Origin of the sequence: Neobacillus niacini, assembly GCF_030817595.1 — a bacterium.
Lineage (GTDB): Bacteria > Bacillota > Bacilli > Bacillales > Cytobacillaceae > Neobacillus > Neobacillus niacini_G.
Map to the genome: position 1 here is coordinate 6410195 of NZ_JAUSZN010000001.1, position 17962 is coordinate 6428156.

The following is a 17962-nucleotide window of genomic DNA, read 5'->3' on the forward strand; positions in this document are numbered from 1 at the left end:
AGTAATGGATATATTTTTATTCTTTACAAATAGACAAATGAAGTGGGAAAATGAATGCTGGATGCTTTAAAAAGGAGCAATCAAAAAAATGAAATTAATTATTGCCGAAAAGCCAGACCAAGGTTCAACATTGGCTTCTATATTTAAAAATAAAAAACAAAATGGATTTATTGAGATTTTTCCAAACGAAACGTTTACAAATGGTGCATACGTCACATGGGCAATTGGTCATTTATGCCAGCTTGTGAATCCCGAAGCATATGAACCAGGATGGAAGAAATGGTCATTAGATAATCTGCCAATGATACCTGCTCAGTTCCAATATGAAGTGACGAAGGATAAAATAAAACAATTTTCCGTTATCCAAAAGCTTGTAAATAATCCAGCGGTAACAGAAATTATTCATGCAGGCGACGCCGGGCGTGAGGGTGAATTAATTATCCGTAATATTCTTCGGATTACAGGTTGCAGGAAACCAATGAAACGCCTATGGATATCCTCTTTAACACCTAATTCAATACGTGAAGGTTTTAATAAATTATTAGATGAAGATCATACTAGAAATCTATATTATGAAGCATACACTCGAGCGTGTGCAGATTGGGTAGTTGGAATGAATGCCTCAAGACTCTATAGCTTGCTTTTGCAAAAACAAGGATTTTCTGATGTGTTTTCAGTTGGCAGGGTACAGACCCCCACATTGGCTCTTATTGTAAAAAGAGAATTAGAGATTGAGAATTTTAAATCTGAACCCTTCTGGGAAGTAATTGCCCATTTTAATATTGAGGGCAAGAAATATAGCGGTAAATGGCAGAATGATGGAGAAACCCGAGTAAAAACAAAAGAAATGGCTGAGAAGGTTGCCGCGTTTTGCAGGGATAAACCTGCAGAAGTATCAGATGTACAATCGGAGAGAAAAGAGTTTTTGCCACCGTTACTCTATAATCTTTCTGCTCTTCAGGCCGAAGCAAATAAACGATTTAAGTTTTCACCGAAGAAGACGTTAGATGTGTTGCAGAAGCTATACCAAAAAGGGAATGTTTCATATCCCCGCTCGGACTCGCGGTATGTAACAAAAGAAGAAGCGAATACTTTTCCAGAAATTCTTACTAAATTAAGTCATATTAGTGGATATGATAAGTTTTTTCCACTGCCAATTGAATCAATTGCCGATAACAAGCGGTATGTAAATGAAAAAAAGGTAACAGACCACTATGCGATTATTCCTACCGAACAAATTCCAAATATAGACCGGCTTGATCCCGATGAAAAGAAACTTTACGACCTAATTGTTACAAGTTTAATAGCCGCACACTATCCAAAAGCCGTTGCCGAATATACAACGGTAACAACATTAGTAGATGGACGGGCAGTTTTTCAATCAAAAGGTAAGGTTCAAATCGAAGAAGGATGGCGGAAGGTAATCAACCAAAAGGAAAAAGAGGATGAACCGGCTCTTCCACAACTAATAAAAGGAGAACAAGGGAGTACGGTAAAGGTTGATGTAAAAGAAAGCCAGACACAGCCGCCGAAACGCTATACAGAAGGTCAGTTAATTACGTTAATGAAGACGGCAGGGAAGCACATCGAGGACAAGGAAATGGAGAAAATCTTGTCCAAAACGGAAGGGTTAGGTACCGAGGCAACAAGAGCTGGAATTATTACCATGCTGAAGGATAGAAAATATATCGATGTAACCAAGAACTTAGTATACGCGACAGCAAAAGCTAGAATTTTAATTGAAGCCATTGGACAGGAAATCCTTGCTTCCCCGGAAATGACAGCCAAATGGGAGCAAAAATTAAAAGAAATATCAGAGGGCTCTGCTTCTCCAAAGAATTTCATGGAACAAACAAATAAAATGGTCTCCCACTTAATCTCTTCAGGAGTGGGACATTCTACTAATTGGGTCTTTTCAGAAGATGTGCGGGAAAACTTTACCCCTAGTAAAAAGATGACAAAGGGTAAGGGCGGTACAAAGCTGGGCAAATGTAAAAAGTGTGACGGCTCCATTGTCGATAAAGGCAGCTTTTTCGGGTGTTCTAACTATCAAAAAAACCAATGTAATTTCACGATATCTAAAAAAATTCTTGGAAAAAACATTACCCAAAAGAATGTGAAACTTCTTTTATCTGAAGGGAAAACGGAGTTAATTGAAGGTTTTACCAATAAAGATAAAACGTTTAATGCAAGGCTTTTTCTTGATGAACAGGAGATGAGGGTTAAGTTTTTATTTGAAGAACAGAGTTCCAAAACTGTGACAAAGTTATAATTCAACTTGTCACTATTTTTTATCTATAGTACACTTTTAAGAGAGTAATTTTTTTTTGGAGGTAAGGGATGCCAACACCAAGTATGGAAGATTATATAGAGCAAATATATATGTTAATTGAAGAAAAAGGATACGCCCGAGTTTCAGATATTGCAGAGGCATTATCTGTTCATCCCTCCTCAGTAACAAAAATGGTCCAAAAGCTAGACAAAGATGAATATCTTGTTTATGAAAAATACAGAGGCTTCAGCTTAACAACTAAAGGGAATAAGATTGGGAAGCGCCTTGTATTCAGACATGATTTACTGGAGCAATTTCTTAAAATCATCGGAGTAAAAGATGAAAATATATATAAAGATGTTGAAGGAATCGAGCACCACTTAAGCTGGGATTCGATTGAAAGGATCGTTGATCTCGTTCAGTTTTTTCAAGAAGATGAAACGAGAATTGATGCTTTAAAAGAAATTCAGAAACAAAACGAAGCCGAATAAACTTAGCACCTGGTAGAAACCAGGTGCTTTTACTGTGGTATTCGTAGAAAAGGCTTTCATGAGACCCGTTGCAATAAAGAAATATAAAAAAGAGGCTCCATGAAAGCTTCATGATGCCCATTTCAATAAGGAACTACAAAAAAGGGCTCCATGAAAGCTTCATGAGACCCATTTCATTAAGGAAACTACAAAAAAGGGCTCCATGAAAGCTTCATGAGACCCATTTCATTATGGAAACTACAAAAAAGGGCTTCATGAAAGCTTCATGAGACCACTTTCAAAAAGAAACTACAAAAAGGGCTTAATAGGCTAAATTCAATGTTCCCTTTCTAAACTAAAATAAATTTGGATAATGGTCAAAGGATGGCTCCTCCTCAGAGCTTAGAACAAGTTTCCCAGCGTGATCCTCAGTTGCCTGAACGCCTTGGATGACGCCGTTTGCTGCTTCCATTAGTGCTTTTTGATAAGAAATGACCCGACCTCCGGATGTAACAAAGCTAATAATCTCACCAAAATGGTTTCGGTGCAATCCTACTACTGTTTCCACAACGTTTCCCCCCTTTGCTCGATATTCTTTCTATAATTTACGGAAAATAAACGATGGGGGATTAATAAATTTATGGCGATTGGAACAGAAAAGAAGCATCGGTCTACCCCGATGCTTCTTTTATTACTCCCAATTGAAAGGAGTTTCTTGGTATACGTAGTAGTTGAGCCAGTTTGAAAAGAATAAATGTCCATGGGAACGCCAGCGATTAATTGGCGGTTGTGTTGGATCATTGTTAGGAAAATAATTTTCCGGGATATGAATTTGCAGCCCTCTGCTAATATCTCGATTGTATTCCTGTGCTAATGAATCTGATTCATATTCCAAATGTCCAGTTATCATCACATGTTTTCGATCCCTGGAGGCAATAAGCAGTGCCCCCGCTTCCTCAGACGCGGCTAACAGCGTAAGTTCAGGGTTATCATGGATTTCCCCAATTGATACATCTGTATATCGAGAATGGGGAGCATAAAAATGATCATCAAAACCGCGTAAGAGTAAATCATTTTTCTCGAAGATCTGATGCTCGTAGATTCCCGAACATTTACGAGATAATTCAAATTTATCAATCCCATAATGATAAAATAGTGCGGCCTGAGCTCCCCAACAAATATGCAGGGTAGAGGTGACATTGGTTTTTGTCCAGTCCATAATTTCTGTAAGTTCTTCCCAATACTTTACTTGCTCAAACTCCATTAGTTCAACTGGAGCACCTGTTATTATCATACCATCATATTTTTGATTTTTGACCTCTGAAAAAGTGGTATAAAATTGTTCTAGGTGCTGTTTGCTGGTGTTGGTAGATTCATAGGAATTCGTTTTTAAAAATTTGACGTTTACTTGCAGCGGGCTGTTCCCCAATAGCCTTAATAGCTGCGTTTCTGCCTTTTCTTTCTCAGGCATTAAATTGAGAATAAGAAGTTTTAATGGACGGATATCCTGGCTGATGGCCCGTTCGTCGTCCATAACAAAAATATTCTCATTTTCGAGTATTTCTCGTGCAGGCAGCAGCTTTGGAATGTTAATAGGCAAGGTGCACTCCCCCTTATTTCTAATCTGTTAATTATATAATATTTTTTAAATATTTGGTCTATAACATTATAAACATTATCTTAGTTTCAGAAAAGAATAAAGTTTTGTGAGAAATAATACACGAAATAAATCTGCGATTTGATACAATAAAAGAGGTTAGAAATTCTATGTGAATGCGGGGGATCATTTTTGCAAATGAAAACATCATTTAAGTCCGACATTGAAATTGCACAAGAATCGACCATGAGGCCAATTGTTGATATTGCTGAATCAATTGGTTTAAAGGAAGATGACCTCGAATTATACGGAAAATACAAAGCAAAAATCTCCTATGAAGCGCTTAGGAATATTGAAACAAATAAAAGTGGGAAAATTATCCTTGTTACTTCTATCAATCCTACGCCTGCTGGCGAAGGGAAATCAACGGTAACAGTTGGTCTTGGCGATGCCTTTAAACGCATTGGTAAGAAAGCGATGATTGCAATGCGCGAACCATCATTGGGTCCGACAATGGGAATAAAAGGCGGTGCTACCGGAGGAGGTTATTCACAAGTATTGCCAATGGAAGATATAAACTTGCATTTTACCGGGGATTTGCACGCAATTACTACAGCTAATAATGCTCTTGCTGCATTACTGGATAACCATATACAGCAAGGTAATGAGCTTAAAATTGATCAGCGGCGGATTGTCTGGAAACGCGCTGTTGACTTAAATGATCGTGCACTAAGAAAAGTTATTATCGGTCTTGGCGGACCGCTTCAAGGCGTCCCTCGAGAAGATGGTTTTGATATTACGGTGGCATCAGAAATTATGGCCGTTCTATGTTTGGCTTCGGACTTGCAGGATTTAAAATTACGATTAGCCCGAATGGTTGTTGCCTACAACGATAAAAAGGAACCTGTTACAGTAGGGGATTTAGGTGTTGAAGGAGCTCTAACGTTATTGTTAAAGGATGCAGTTAAGCCAAATCTCGTGCAAACGATTGAACATACTCCTGCACTCGTACATGGCGGACCTTTCGCGAATATTGCTCATGGCTGTAATAGTGTGATTGCCACCCGTGCTGCAGCAAAGCTGGCAGACTTTGTCATTACAGAAGGCGGATTTGGTGCTGACTTAGGAGCAGAGAAGTTTTTACATATTAAAGCAAGAAGTGCTGGTATTAAACCAGAGGCAGTTGTAATCGTTGCAACCATTCGTGCATTAAAGATGCATGGCGGGGTTACAAGGGCGGATTTGGCAAAGGAAAACATCGCTGCCTTAACATTGGGCATGGCGAATCTGCAGAAGCATATCGAGACAATCAAATCCTTTGGATTACCAGTGGTGGTAGCGATTAATAAATTTATCACAGATACAGAACTTGAAGTTCAGACATTGCTAGAATGGTGCAAGCGCGAGGGTGTGCCTGCTGCTTTAACAGAGGTCTGGGAAAAGGGCGGTGCCGGTGGAGTAGAGCTTGCAGAAACATTGTTATCTGTAATCGAAAAAGAACAAAATAACTTTAAGCCTTTATATGACGTATCAGACTCCATTGAAACCAAAGTCAGAACGATTGTTCAAAAGGTATATGGCGGTAAAGATGTAGAATTCTCAACGAAAGCTAAAAAGCAGCTCTTAGACTTTGAAAAATTAGGCTGGTCTAATTTAGCGATCTGTATGGCAAAATCGCAATATTCCTTATCCGATGATCCAACGAAATTAGGAAGACCAACTGACTTTATCGTCAATGTAAGAGAGTTCAAACCATCAATTGGTGCTGGTTTTATTGTTGCGTTAACCGGGGAAGTAATGACTATGCCGGGATTACCGAAGAAACCTGCAGCATTGAATATGGATGTGGACGAAACGGGCAAGGCATTAGGGCTGTTCTAATAAATTGAGGTGAGTTGAATGTTCGATCCTACCGCTTTCGATAATATGAAAGTAGTTATTGAAGGGGCATTATATGATTTAGATTTAGCGGGAGAAATTGTTATAACAGACCGGAACGACATCGTCAATATGGCAAAAATGTCACGCAGTTTTGATGTTCACTTTCAATTAACTTCATCTCAACTAGCTAGCGTGACGGCTAAATTAGAAATAAAAGCAGATTTGATAAACCTTGCTGCAGAGTTACTGCCAAATTCTTTGTCACAGAAAGATGCTGGATGCACAATAAAGCTGCAATTTTTTCATTATGGAATTACCGATGAAGGACAATTAAAAAAAATACGAGAAATTATGACTGATATTTGGGGGGAATCAAGACAGATTAGTCAATCTGTAACGTATACACCTTCAAAATCACTGATTCATAATTGTATTTCAATTGAATTCGACAGACTGATTAACGAGAACCAAATGGATGATTTGGTTGAAATGATCGATTTTATGGTGAAGACCAATCAACATTTACAATCCTATCTTATTGACCTTAGTTAAACTGTTTGCAACCAGCTATCTATTTAGCTGGTTTTTTATCGTTATGTATATTTACAAGAAAGCGATTTCAAGGTACGATTACTTTAACTAGATATTAGGACCTCATACCAATTTTAAGGGGAGATAACATTGGTTAAAACGGCATGGGTAACTGACAGTACAGCATTTTTAGATGAAGAATTAAGAAATCATCCTGATTTATATACAATACCATTAACAATCTTATTAGATGGCGAAGAATTTGCAGACGGAATTGATTTAACAGCGGCAGAGCTTTTTGCTAGATTAAAAGAACTTAAGGCACCCCCAAAAACTTCACAGCCCGCTGTAGGTGTTTTTCAGGAATTATACGAAAAACTTTCACAGGATTATGATCAAATTGTAGCGGTTCTATTATCAGGAAAACTTAGTGGTACTGTCTCTTCAAGCGAACAGGCTGCAAAGCTTGTTGATATTCCTGTTAAAACCTTTGATTCCCATATTCTAACTGCACCAATGACTGCTTTATTAAAAAAAGGGATGGAACTCTTGGAGGCAGGTAATGGCCTCGAATCTGTTATGGATCAGTTAGAATCACTAAAGACGACAAATGAGACGTATGTTTTAATTGGAAGTCTAGAACAGCTTCATCGCAGCGGAAGAATGAATGGATTACAATTTTTTTTAGGAAGCATGCTAAACGTAAAGCCTATTATTTCAATAGAAGAAGGCGCCCTTAACACAAAAGAAAAAGTAAGAAGTGATAAAAAGGCGAAAGACAGGATTCTAGACTACTTTAAATCCTCTTATGAAAAAAATAAATTTAAAGAAGTATATATTTTATATGGGTTACACCAGGAACATGCAAATGAATGGAAAGTGGAATTAGAAAGATTATATCCTGAGTTAAAGGTTATTACCTGTCCGTTAGGTGCGGTTATTGGAGTCCACGCAGGTGAAAACACGCTTGGAATCAGCTGGCATAATGGGTTGAAATAACTTTATCCCCAAGTGAGCATACTAAAATGGCAGTTCATTTTAGGTAAGGGGGGGAATTACGGTGAAAAATAAAAATTTGACACGTGAAGAGATTGAGAAGCAGGACCAAAAAAATGATGTTGAACTCGGCGGCGAGTATACAATTGGTAACACCAAGTCACAAAGCCAGAAAAAGAGCGGCCGTCAGGCGAACAAAAAATAACTCCGAATTCTCGGGGTTATTTTTTGTTTGCTTTTCATGTTAAAATACTTGGGTGAAGGAAGGTGTTTTACATGAAAAATCAAATGATAGAACAAACGAATATGTTTGTCCGCAGCCAATTAGGTGAAGACGCAACAGGACATGATTGGTTCCATGTTGACCGCGTCAGAAGGACAGCATTACATATTTGCACTCAAGAACAAAACGGTGATCCATTTATTATTGAAATGGCCGCACTTTTGCACGATATCCCTGATGAGAAGCTTAATGACAGCGCGGAAGCAGGGAAAAACAAGCTGAATTTATTTTTAAACAGTATTGCGCTGCCGGAAGAGGCACAAAACGCTATTGTGGAAATTATTGATTCTATTTCATATAAAGGTGGAAGTAAAACGGAGCTAAAAACTGTTGAAGCAAAAATTGTTCAGGATGCAGACCGGTTAGATGCCATTGGGGCGATTGGCATAGCGAGAACATTTGCATACGGCGCTAAAAAAGGACAACCGATTTACGACCCCAGCATACATGTGCGAGAGGAAATGAGTTTAGAAGAATACCGCAAAGGGAAATCAACGAGCATTCATCATTTCTATGAAAAACTGCTAAAGTTGAAGGATTTAATGAACACAGATACTGCAAAAGAAATGGCAGAAAGCCGTCATCAAACGATGGTGGACTTTTTAGAACAATTCTATCTAGAATGGGATGGTCAAGACCGATGAAAATGCTGACAGTAGAAAATGTAACAAAAACGTATGGAGAAAAACAGTTATTTAATAACATCTCCATTACCATCGGCGAAAAAGAGCGGGTCGGTTTAATTGGCATTAACGGGACGGGAAAATCATCACTTTTAAAAATTATTGCCGGATTGGATCAACCTGATGATGGAAAAATTATCACAGGCAAGGATTACTCAATTGCATTTCTAGATCAACAGCCTGACTTAGATCCGGCTAAAACAGTTCTAGAACAGGTTTTTCATGGTGAAGCACCGATTCTAAGGTTAATGCGCGAATATGAAAAAACACTATTACTTTTGAATAAATCTCCAAATGATACCAAGGTTCAAGAAGATCTTTTCCAATTACAAAAGCAAATGGACGCTTTAAATGCATGGGATGCTAGCACAAATGCAAAGTCGATCTTAATGAAACTGGGAATTGAGGATTTCACAAAGAAAGTTGGTGAACTCTCTGGGGGACAGAAGAAACGTGTAGCTCTAGCTCAAGTCCTTATTGCTGAGCCTGATTTACTTATACTTGACGAGCCTACGAACCACCTAGACTTTGACTCTGTAAAATGGCTGGAAGATTATTTAAGTCGATATAGCGGCTCCATCCTTCTTGTTACACATGATCGTTACTTTTTAGACCGGGTTGCGAACAGAATGTTTGAGCTTGATGGCGGAAACCTCTATAGCTATAAAGGAAACTATGCCGCATTTTTAGAAGCAAAGGCGATCCGTGAAGAAAATGAGGCTGCTACCTTTGAAAAGAGGCAAAATCTGTTTAGACGTGAGCTTGAGTGGATGAGGCGCGGTGCAAAAGCGAGAACAACCAAGCAGAAAGCGAGGATTCAGCGGTTCGATGAACTAGAAGATAAGCTTTCAGGCGGGAAGCCGACTGGTGAAAAGGTGGATATCTCCTTAAACGGAAGCAGGCTTGGGAAACAGGTATTCGAACTCAAGGACGCGTCAAAGCGGTATGGAGAAAAAACAATCTTAAATGACTTTAATTTACTTGTAAAACCAGGAGACCGGCTCGGGATTATCGGCAGGAACGGAGCAGGGAAGTCGACATTGTTGAACATCCTGGCTAAAAAGCTTCCACTTGATGAAGGTGAATTCATCATGGGACAAACAGTAAAAATAGCTTATTATACGCAAGAAAACGAAGATATGGACGAAAACAAGCGGATGATAGAATACATTAAAGAAACCGCTGAAGTGGTCGAGACGTCGGATGGTAAAACTTTATCAGCAGCGCTCATGCTTGAACGCTTTTTATTCCCGCCATTTTCACATGGAACACCAATTCGCAAATTATCCGGAGGAGAAAAGCGTCGTTTATACTTGCTAAAGCTATTAATGACCGCACCAAATGTTCTCTTACTGGACGAGCCGACCAATGACCTAGATACCCAGACATTGACGGTTCTAGAAGATTACTTAGAAGAATTCCCTGGCGTAGTAATCACAGTATCCCATGACCGTTATTTCCTGGATAAAGTCGTAGAACAGCTGCTTGTCTTGCGTGGTGAAGGACGAATCGATTCTTTCTACGGAAATTATAGCGAGTACCTTGAAAAAGAATCAGCTGTAGAAGCCAAAAAGATCGTAACTAATACGCCTGCTCAAACTAAAGCTCCAGAAAAGGAAAAAAAGAAAAGAATGACCTTTAAAGAGAAGAAAGAGTGGGAAGAAATAGATGAAGTTATTGCTAAAACCGAAGCTCGTTTAGAAGAAGTTGCGGAGGAAATGGGAAACACAGGAAGTGACTTCACCAAAGCCCAAGAATTAATGAAACTAGAAGCAGAACTAAACGTAAAGCTTGAATATTTAATCGAAAGATGGGAATATTTAGCTGAATTAGCGGAAAGTGAGTAGAAAAGGTGCGTCGACGAGACGTGCTTTTTTATATGGGCAAAATTTATATCAGCGTTCCACATTTCCACAAGACCAATTTCTAGAATGAAATATCACCATTATGTTAAACTTGTAAAGAGAAACTAAAGAATTAGGTGAAATTCATGAAAATTAAGGGTATTGAACCAACTCCAAGCCCGAACACAATGAAAATTATCTTAGACCAAGAACTGCCCATGGGGAAAAGCCATAATTATAAAAAAGAAACAGCTGCAAATGCACCGGTTGTTATCCAAAACATCCTTCAAGTCGAGGGAATTAAAGGTGTTTATCATGTAGCTGATTTCCTAGCGGTTGAACGTAATGCGAAATATGACTGGAAGGATTTGCTGCCGCAAGTCCGGAAGGCGTTTGGGGAAACAACGGAACAATCAATGGAAAGCCCCAGCCAAATAGACGAACACTTTGGGGAAATCAAGGTTGAGGTCCAAATGTTTAAGGATATTCCCCTTCAGGTTAAGCTGGCAGATGGTACCACAGAAAAACGATTTGGGATGCCTGAATACTTTTTAATAGCTAGAGAACGAGCGCAGCTTCCAGACGAAAATTATATTCTGCTCCGCAGATGGGATCAACAGGGAGTTCGCTATGGAGACTTCGACCAAATTGGTCAAGAAGTCGTTGAGGAATTAATTGCCGCTTATCCAGCTGAACGGCTTGAGGAACTTGTATCCGGAGCACAAATAAAAGAATCCACTGCTAAACCAAAGCCCATACGAGATCGCAAAAAAGTAACACTGGAATCATTAGAGAATCCCGATTGGCAGATTCGCTATCAGCTGCTTGAACAAATGGATGATCCTGAGCTAGAAGATTTACCGGTCTTGGAAAAAGCATTAGCAGATGAAAAGCCATCTATACGCAGACTCGCGACCGTTTATTTAGGAATGATTAAGGACCAAGCGGTTCTCCCTTATTTATATAAAGCATTAAAGGATAAGACAGTCACTGTTCGCAGGACTGCTGGTGACTGCTTATCTGACCTTGGATTCCCTGAGGCAAGTGCGGAGATGGCGAAAGCACTTCAAGACTCCAGCAAATTAGTTCGTTGGCGGGCTGCGATGTTTTTGTATGAAGTGGGTGATGAAACAGTATTACCTGCATTAAAGGCAGCAGAAAATGATTCTGAATTTGAGGTCAGCATGCAAATCAAGATGGCAATCGAAAGAATTGAAGGCGGCGAGGCTGCTAAAGGCTCTGTATGGAAGCAAATGACTGAGGCGCGCAAAACAGAAAGTTAATTGGAATTGCACTTAGTAAATTAGATATAGTACACTGCAAATATAGAAAGTGAGGTTTTTATGATGTCAATGGCATACGAAGAATACATGAGACAAATGGTTTTACCAATGCGTGAGGAGTTAACAAGAACAGGATTTCAAGAACTTACAACAGCTGAAGAAGTTGAAAACTACATGGAGAATGCTAGTGGAACAACACTTGTTGTTGTAAACTCAGTTTGCGGATGTGCTGCTGGACTTGCTCGTCCTGCTGCAACACAGGCAGTATTAACAAGTGAGAAAAAGCCTGACCATCTTGTAACCGTATTTGCTGGACAGGATAAAGATGCAACAGCGAAAATGCGTGAGTATTTCGAGGGTATTGAGCCTTCATCACCATCAATGGCGTTATTGAAGGGAAATAAAGTGGTTCACTTTATTCCGCGTCATGATATTGAAGGAATGCCAATGGAATCCATTATGGATAATTTAAAGGCTGCATTTGATGCCAATTGCTAAAAGGATGTCATTTGACGTCCTTTTTTTTGGAGGTTTTTGAGTGTCATGTTTGTTACCACAGCTGGACGAACCAATCAGCAAATGATTGAAAAAGCAATAGATATAGCCGATAGATTAGCAGTACCGTACATACACCGTCAAAAGAGGTCAATTCAAACTTTACAAAAAGAAACCAACAGTGAGTGTATTGTTGTAGGAAAGGAAAGGTTTGAGCTATTTCCGTTTGGAGCGAAGCAGCCCTTCTTTTTCCATCCAAATTCTGCGATGTTTCGAATCAAGCGGCTGGCAAACGGTGAACACGACCCCTTTGCCGAAGCAGCACAACTTACCGAGGGAATGTCATTCCTAGATTGCACACTTGGTCTTGCCTCAGATTCAATTGTGGCAAGTTACATAGTGGGAGCTGATGGTATGGTGACAGGCACCGAGGGTCAAAAGTATTTGGCTTTCATGGTCGAGGAAGGACTAAAAACTTGGGCTTCGGAAAACGACGACATGAATAAGGCAATGGCTAGAATACAGGTTATTCACAGCCATGCATTAGAATACTTAAAATCCTTGCCGGATAACTCCTTCGATTGTGTTTATTTTGACCCGATGTTTGATGAATCTATTCTTGAATCGGATGGGATAAAGGCGTTAGGTCAGATTGCTCTTTATGATGATTTGAATGAGGAGACGATAGAGGAAGCGTTGAGAGTATCGAATCGCAGAGTCTTGTTAAAGGATCACTATAAGAGTAAACGGTTTGAAAAATATGACTTTCACGTTATGCGCAGAAAGACTGCTAAATTTCACTTTGGTTTTCTTGAAAAATAAGAACTTCTACCAATCTGTAAGAAATGATTTTTCCATTTTGCAGGCAAAAGAAGTATAATAATTGGTAAGAGTCAAAAAATATCGGAAAAATTAAGCCAATTCTTCCAGGTACAAAGGGGAATGTAGATGAATAAATGGATACGTAAATCGTTTGTAGTACTCGTTTCACTATTAACTTTTGGTCTTATCACTCCGACTCAATTAATAAATAACGTAAATGCTGAGAAACCTACAGAGAGAGATACGATTGAAGCAGCGCTGTTAAGAGGTTATGCTCAGGAAAGTAGCTTTTTTGAGACAGAAGAAGTAGTAGATAAAGAAAAGTTCCTCGAAGAGCTAATCAAACAGGCAGAGCTCCAATCCTATCAAAAATTTGGTACAAGGATTAAACCTGTAATTGAAAATGAGTTTCGTGAGATCATTATGCCAAATATCGAAAAGGCATTACAGGAAACAGCTGCACAATTCCCTACTGAGGATTTATTAAATTTAGCTATTACGGAGACTCCAGGTAAGGGGCAATCAGAAAAAATCTTTAATATCAAAAACAGTGAAACCAATATGGATGTTCTTCGTTTTCATGTGAGAAGAGATAATCCACCTCAAGCTGGTTACTGGTTTAATTTTCATTACCATACCTATCATGATGGGTTTCAAAGCCATCATGAGCTAGGGTCTATTTATTGGGATAAAAATACGCCGCCTAAATGGATGAGTTAAGGATTTGCGAAACAATAGTAAAAATTTTATTATAAATATTGAAACCTTTCCTAGAGAAACTCGTATATAGACTATTACCTAAAATGGAGGAATGTAAAAATGGCAATTAGTTTATCCAAAGGTCAAAAAGTTGATTTAACAAAGTCAAATCCTGGGTTAACAAATGTAGTAGTTGGATTAGGATGGGATACGAATAAATATGATGGCGGGAATGATTTCGACCTCGATTCATCTGTTTTCTTATTAGGTGAAAACGGCAAGGTTACAAACGAAACCGACTTTGTATTTTACAATAATCCACAAGGTGCCAATGGTGCTGTTGTACATAATGGAGATAACCGTACTGGTGCAGGCGATGGTGATGATGAACAAGTAAATATCAATCTAACTGCAATTCCTGCTAACATTCAACGCGTTACTTTCACCATTACCATTCATGATGCACAAGCAAGAAACCAAAACTTTGGTCAAGTTTCGAATGCATATGCACGTATTTTCAATGAAGCAACTGGTGAAGAATTAATTCGTTATGATTTAGGAGAAGATTTCTCTATCGAAACAGCTGTTGTTGTTGGTGAACTATACCGTCATAACGGTGAATGGAAGTTTAGTGCGATTGGAAGCGGCTATCAAGGCGGCTTAGCAGCTCTTGCTACAGACTTTGGATTACAAGTAGGATAACATCTAGAATAAAGGCCCAGCGTATGCTGGGTCTTTGAACAAAACTTATAATATCCGGGAGGAATTTTTTTAATGTGGGAAGGTATTATTGAAACTTATTCATTATTTTTTGACTGGCAGCATTGGGTGGAGGTTCTTTCAGATCCAGTTAACTGGGGATTAATTGGTACCCTTGTTATTCTAGAAGGGTTATTGTCAGCCGACAATGCTCTTGTTCTAGCAGTAATGGTAAAACACTTACCACCAGAACAACGTAAGAGAGCCCTTTTTTATGGGTTGCTTGGTGCTTATATATTCCGTTTTATCGCAATTGGAATAGGGGTTTATTTAATTAAATTTACCTTGGTTAAAGTTTTAGGAGCGGCTTATCTTGCTTGGTTAGCAATTAAATATTTTATTGATAAACGAAAAGCCAATCAGGCAGCAGAATCAGAAGAAGAGGAGCATGGGATTAACCAAAAAGGCTTGCTCATTCGATTATTTGGTACCTTTTGGGGAACGGTTGCTGCAGTAGAATTAATGGATATTGCTTTTTCTGTTGACAGTGTTCTAGCTGCTTTCGGAATTAGTAATGAAGTTTGGGTGCTGCTGCTTGGCGGTATGCTTGGGGTTCTTATGATGCGTGGTGTTGCCGGGGTATTCTTGGCATTAATTGACCGTATTCCAGAACTTGAGACATCAGCTTATATTTTGATTCTATTAATATCTGCAAAAATGTTTGCCGGAGTCTTCGGTGTTCATGTAAGTCATATCACATTCTTCGTTATTTTACTACTAGTATTTGGAGCGACTTTCATTGTTCATTTTATGAACAAAAAGAAAGAAGTTTCTAAGGAATCATAATTATTAACGTACGACATAAAATGGGGAGCAGACGAAAGTCAGTCCCCATTCTTTTTATTTAAAGGAGTCATTGAGAATGAAGTATTTTACTTATTTTTATGAAAATGAGCTTGAGACATTATTCTTTGAGAAACCAAAGGAATTTAATAAGTATAGTGATCGTGAGCTTTTATCTTATGGACTTGGAGCAACTCTTTACATGCCGGCTACTCGTCCCAATATTCATCAAGATCTCCTTTCTAAAAAGCATGAGGGGTTAACATCCCTTGTAATTGACCTAGAGGATGCCGTAGGTGATATGGAGGTTGATAAAGCGGAAAAGCGGCTTGTTGAGGAACTGCTTAAATTATATAGTGAAATCAATAATAATTATTTAACAATTGACGACCTTCCTCTTATGTTTATCCGGATTCGAAATATCGAGCAGCTTCAAAGAATTAAGGAACAACTAGGAAATGCAATTGAATTGTTAACGGGAGTAGTTTTACCAAAATTTAATGCAGAGTCTGGCGGGGAATTATTGTCAGAGGTGGTTAGTATTCATACAGACAGCAGGCCTTTTTACGCCATGCCTATTCTTGAGAGTGATAAAATCATACATAAAGAAACTAGAATGAAAGAATTAATGGCGATAAAACGTCTACTTGACCGCTATAAGGAAAATATATTAAATGTTCGAATTGGGGCGACTGATTTTTGCGGATTGTATGGAATTCGCAGAAGTGTGGATACGACTGTTTACGAGATTGCTGTTTTACGAGATTGCATTGCAGATATTATAAATGTTTTCCAACGGTCAGAAAGTCCATACGTGATTTCGGGACCAGTCTGGGAATATTTCTCCTCCAAACCAAGGATGCTAAAACCACAGCTTAGACAAACTCCTTTCCGCGAACGTTATGGTGATGAAGGCTTAAAATGGCGGGCTGAATTAATAGATCAGAATATGGATGGTTTAATTAGAGAAGTGTTAATGGATATTGCTAACGGGCTGACCGGAAAAACCATTATTCATCCAACACATATAAAAGCCGTCCAGGCACTAAATGTTGTAACATACGAGGAATATATTGATGCCTGTTCCATTGTTGAAGCAGAAAACGGTGAAAATGGAGTTGAAAAAAGTGATTTTTCCAATAAGATGAATGAAATTAAGCCTCATTTGTTTTGGGCCCAAAAGACCATCTTAAAATCTCAGCTTTACGGGGTGCTGCATGAAGGATACACAAATATCGACCTTATCAAAAAAGACGTATACGTATACAATTCTTGACAAAATTACTGTTGACATTGAAGTAACTGCTAATCCATATCAGTTACCGCTTGAAGAACTGTTTACAATGGCGGCTAGAATCAATAAAAAACGGTCGTTTCTGTTTGTTAGTAAGGTTCTTGGAAAACATTTACCAATACAACCGCAAAAAGGCCTATTGACTGCTGCTTTACTTGCAGCTAGATATGCAGAGAGTATTAGAAAATTGAATAGCCATGTATCAGAGAGTCTGGTTAACTCTTTTGGGCAAAGAGAGACAGATTTTCAAAGCGTTTCTTTTATCCCCAAGTCTGTTAATCCTGTTGTGATTGGATTTGCAGAGACCGCTACATCACTCGGACACGCTTTTTTTGATTGCTTTGAAGAAGCAGAGTATTTCCATACAACAAGAGAAGAGATGGATCATTTAACACCTTGTATTACTTTTGAAGAAGAGCATTCTCATGCTACTTCTCATCGCTGTTATATTCCAATCGACATGATTGATCATCAGCGTGAAATTATCTTGATAGACGATGAAATGACCACTGGAAAAACGGCAATCAATATTATCGAATCGATCCATTCCCAGTTTCCTAGAAAAGACTATACAGTTGTCTCGATATTGGATTGGCGTTCAGAAGATAATAAACAACAATTCACACAACTAGAAAGAACACTGGGGATAAATATAAATGTTGTTAGCTTGATGAGCGGTAAGGTACAAGTAAATGAGATGGGTAACCTTCAAGAACTAGACCGGCAGCCTGATACATACAAAGAAATAAAAACTTGTTTGGAAGTAATATCTTTATCCGCTTTTTTTGAAAAAGAAATTGCCGGCAATTGCAATGAGACTCCCTATATCAAGGAAACTGGCCGCTTTGGAATAGATAGCAAAAACAATCTTGTTCTTCATCAGAAAATAAATGACGCCGCCTTTGTACTAAGACAACACAGAATGGGTTCAAAAACACTATGTCTAGGGAGCGGGGAGTTCATGTATATCCCTATGAAATTGGCTGCGGAAATGGGAGGAAATGTCTTCTATCAATCTACTACTAGAAGTCCAATCTATATTCAAAACATCCAAGGGTATGGGGCAAGACACGGTATCGCATTTCCTAACCCAGAGGATCAGGAAGTAGCTCATTTCGTTTACAATATTCCTCCAGGTGAGTATGATGAATTATTTGTTTTCTTTGAGAGAGAAGTACCTGCAGAAAATCTTCAGACATTATTAAAACAATTTGAAAAATTACAGTTAAAGTCGATTAAAATCGTCTTTTTCTCAGATTGATAGGGGTGG

The 17962-nt window shown here is 38.6% G+C and carries 18 protein-coding genes; 16 read left to right on the top strand and 2 right to left on the bottom strand.

Translation table 11 applies throughout. The features are described 5' to 3' along the window. The first annotated feature begins 88 nt into the window (after positions 1-88). Complete coding sequence (locus tag QFZ31_RS30675) at positions 89-2272, top strand: DNA topoisomerase III (RefSeq protein WP_307310617.1); 2184 nt, start codon at positions 89-91, stop codon at positions 2270-2272. A 68-nt stretch (positions 2273-2340) separates the two neighbouring features. Then, positions 2341-2763, top strand: a complete 423-nt coding sequence (gene mntR, locus QFZ31_RS30680) for a transcriptional regulator MntR (protein WP_179596250.1) — start codon at positions 2341-2343, stop codon at positions 2761-2763. A 334-nt stretch (positions 2764-3097) separates the two neighbouring features. On the opposite strand, the gene QFZ31_RS30685 is transcribed toward mntR, so the two are convergent. Together QFZ31_RS30685 and metA are read right to left on the bottom strand one after the other, a co-directional pair. Then, on the bottom strand, positions 3098-3310 hold the full coding sequence (locus QFZ31_RS30685) for a DUF3892 domain-containing protein (RefSeq protein WP_307310620.1): 213 nt from the start codon (positions 3308-3310) through the stop codon (positions 3098-3100). A 123-nt stretch (positions 3311-3433) separates the two neighbouring features. Then, the gene (gene metA, locus QFZ31_RS30690) at positions 3434-4342 is read right to left on the bottom strand and encodes a homoserine O-acetyltransferase MetA (protein WP_307310623.1); all 909 of its coding nucleotides are present in this window, start codon (positions 4340-4342) and stop codon (positions 3434-3436) included. Between the two features lie 195 nt (positions 4343-4537). On the opposite strand from metA, the gene QFZ31_RS30695 reads away from it, so the two are divergent. The 14 genes from QFZ31_RS30695 (at position 4538) to QFZ31_RS30760 (ending at position 17953) form a co-directional block, all read left to right on the top strand. Continuing rightward, positions 4538-6220 carry a formate--tetrahydrofolate ligase gene (locus tag QFZ31_RS30695; protein ID WP_307311865.1) on the top strand — a complete coding sequence of 561 codons (1683 nt, stop codon included), beginning with the start codon at positions 4538-4540 and terminating at the stop codon, positions 6218-6220. An 18-nt stretch (positions 6221-6238) separates the two neighbouring features. Further along, on the top strand, positions 6239-6772 hold the full coding sequence (locus QFZ31_RS30700; RefSeq protein ID WP_307310625.1) for a hypothetical protein: 534 nt from the start codon (positions 6239-6241) through the stop codon (positions 6770-6772). Positions 6773-6901: 129 nt separating this feature from the next. Further along, positions 6902-7750 (top strand): DegV family protein, encoded by an 849-nt coding sequence (locus tag QFZ31_RS30705; RefSeq protein WP_307310627.1) that lies wholly within the window; start codon positions 6902-6904, stop codon positions 7748-7750. Between the two features lie 61 nt (positions 7751-7811). Beyond that, on the top strand, positions 7812-7952 hold the full coding sequence (locus tag QFZ31_RS30710) for a hypothetical protein (protein ID WP_179596239.1): 141 nt from the start codon (positions 7812-7814) through the stop codon (positions 7950-7952). A gap of 71 nt (positions 7953-8023) precedes the next feature. After that, positions 8024-8674: an HD domain-containing protein gene (locus QFZ31_RS30715; protein ID WP_307310629.1), complete on the top strand. Its 651-nt coding sequence runs from the start codon at positions 8024-8026 to the stop codon at positions 8672-8674. Continuing rightward, positions 8671-10560: an ABC-F family ATP-binding cassette domain-containing protein gene (locus QFZ31_RS30720; protein WP_307310631.1), complete on the top strand. Its 1890-nt coding sequence runs from the start codon at positions 8671-8673 to the stop codon at positions 10558-10560. The genes QFZ31_RS30715 and QFZ31_RS30720 overlap by 4 nt, the downstream gene beginning before the upstream one ends. A gap of 143 nt (positions 10561-10703) precedes the next feature. Continuing rightward, positions 10704-11840: a conserved virulence factor C family protein gene (locus QFZ31_RS30725; protein WP_307310633.1), complete on the top strand. Its 1137-nt coding sequence runs from the start codon at positions 10704-10706 to the stop codon at positions 11838-11840. Positions 11841-11903: 63 nt separating this feature from the next. Continuing rightward, positions 11904-12338 (top strand): BrxA/BrxB family bacilliredoxin, encoded by a 435-nt coding sequence (locus tag QFZ31_RS30730; RefSeq protein ID WP_307310636.1) that lies wholly within the window; start codon positions 11904-11906, stop codon positions 12336-12338. Between the two features lie 45 nt (positions 12339-12383). After that, on the top strand, positions 12384-13157 hold the full coding sequence (locus tag QFZ31_RS30735) for a class I SAM-dependent methyltransferase (protein WP_307310639.1): 774 nt from the start codon (positions 12384-12386) through the stop codon (positions 13155-13157). Positions 13158-13283: 126 nt separating this feature from the next. Then, a complete protein-coding gene (locus QFZ31_RS30740) occupies positions 13284-13877 on the top strand; it encodes a YpjP family protein (RefSeq protein WP_307310641.1) in 594 nt (197 codons plus the stop codon). A 99-nt stretch (positions 13878-13976) separates the two neighbouring features. Continuing rightward, on the top strand, positions 13977-14558 hold the full coding sequence (locus QFZ31_RS30745) for a TerD family protein (protein ID WP_307310643.1): 582 nt from the start codon (positions 13977-13979) through the stop codon (positions 14556-14558). Between the two features lie 72 nt (positions 14559-14630). After that, positions 14631-15401, top strand: coding sequence for a TerC family protein (locus tag QFZ31_RS30750; RefSeq protein ID WP_179596223.1), 771 nt, complete (start codon positions 14631-14633; stop codon positions 15399-15401). Between the two features lie 76 nt (positions 15402-15477). Then, on the top strand, positions 15478-16674 hold the full coding sequence (locus QFZ31_RS30755; RefSeq protein ID WP_307310647.1) for an HpcH/HpaI aldolase/citrate lyase family protein: 1197 nt from the start codon (positions 15478-15480) through the stop codon (positions 16672-16674). Beyond that, positions 16616-17953, top strand: a complete 1338-nt coding sequence (locus QFZ31_RS30760) for a phosphoribosyltransferase family protein (protein WP_307310648.1) — start codon at positions 16616-16618, stop codon at positions 17951-17953. The genes QFZ31_RS30755 and QFZ31_RS30760 overlap by 59 nt, the downstream gene beginning before the upstream one ends. Positions 17954-17962: the final 9 nt, after the last annotated feature.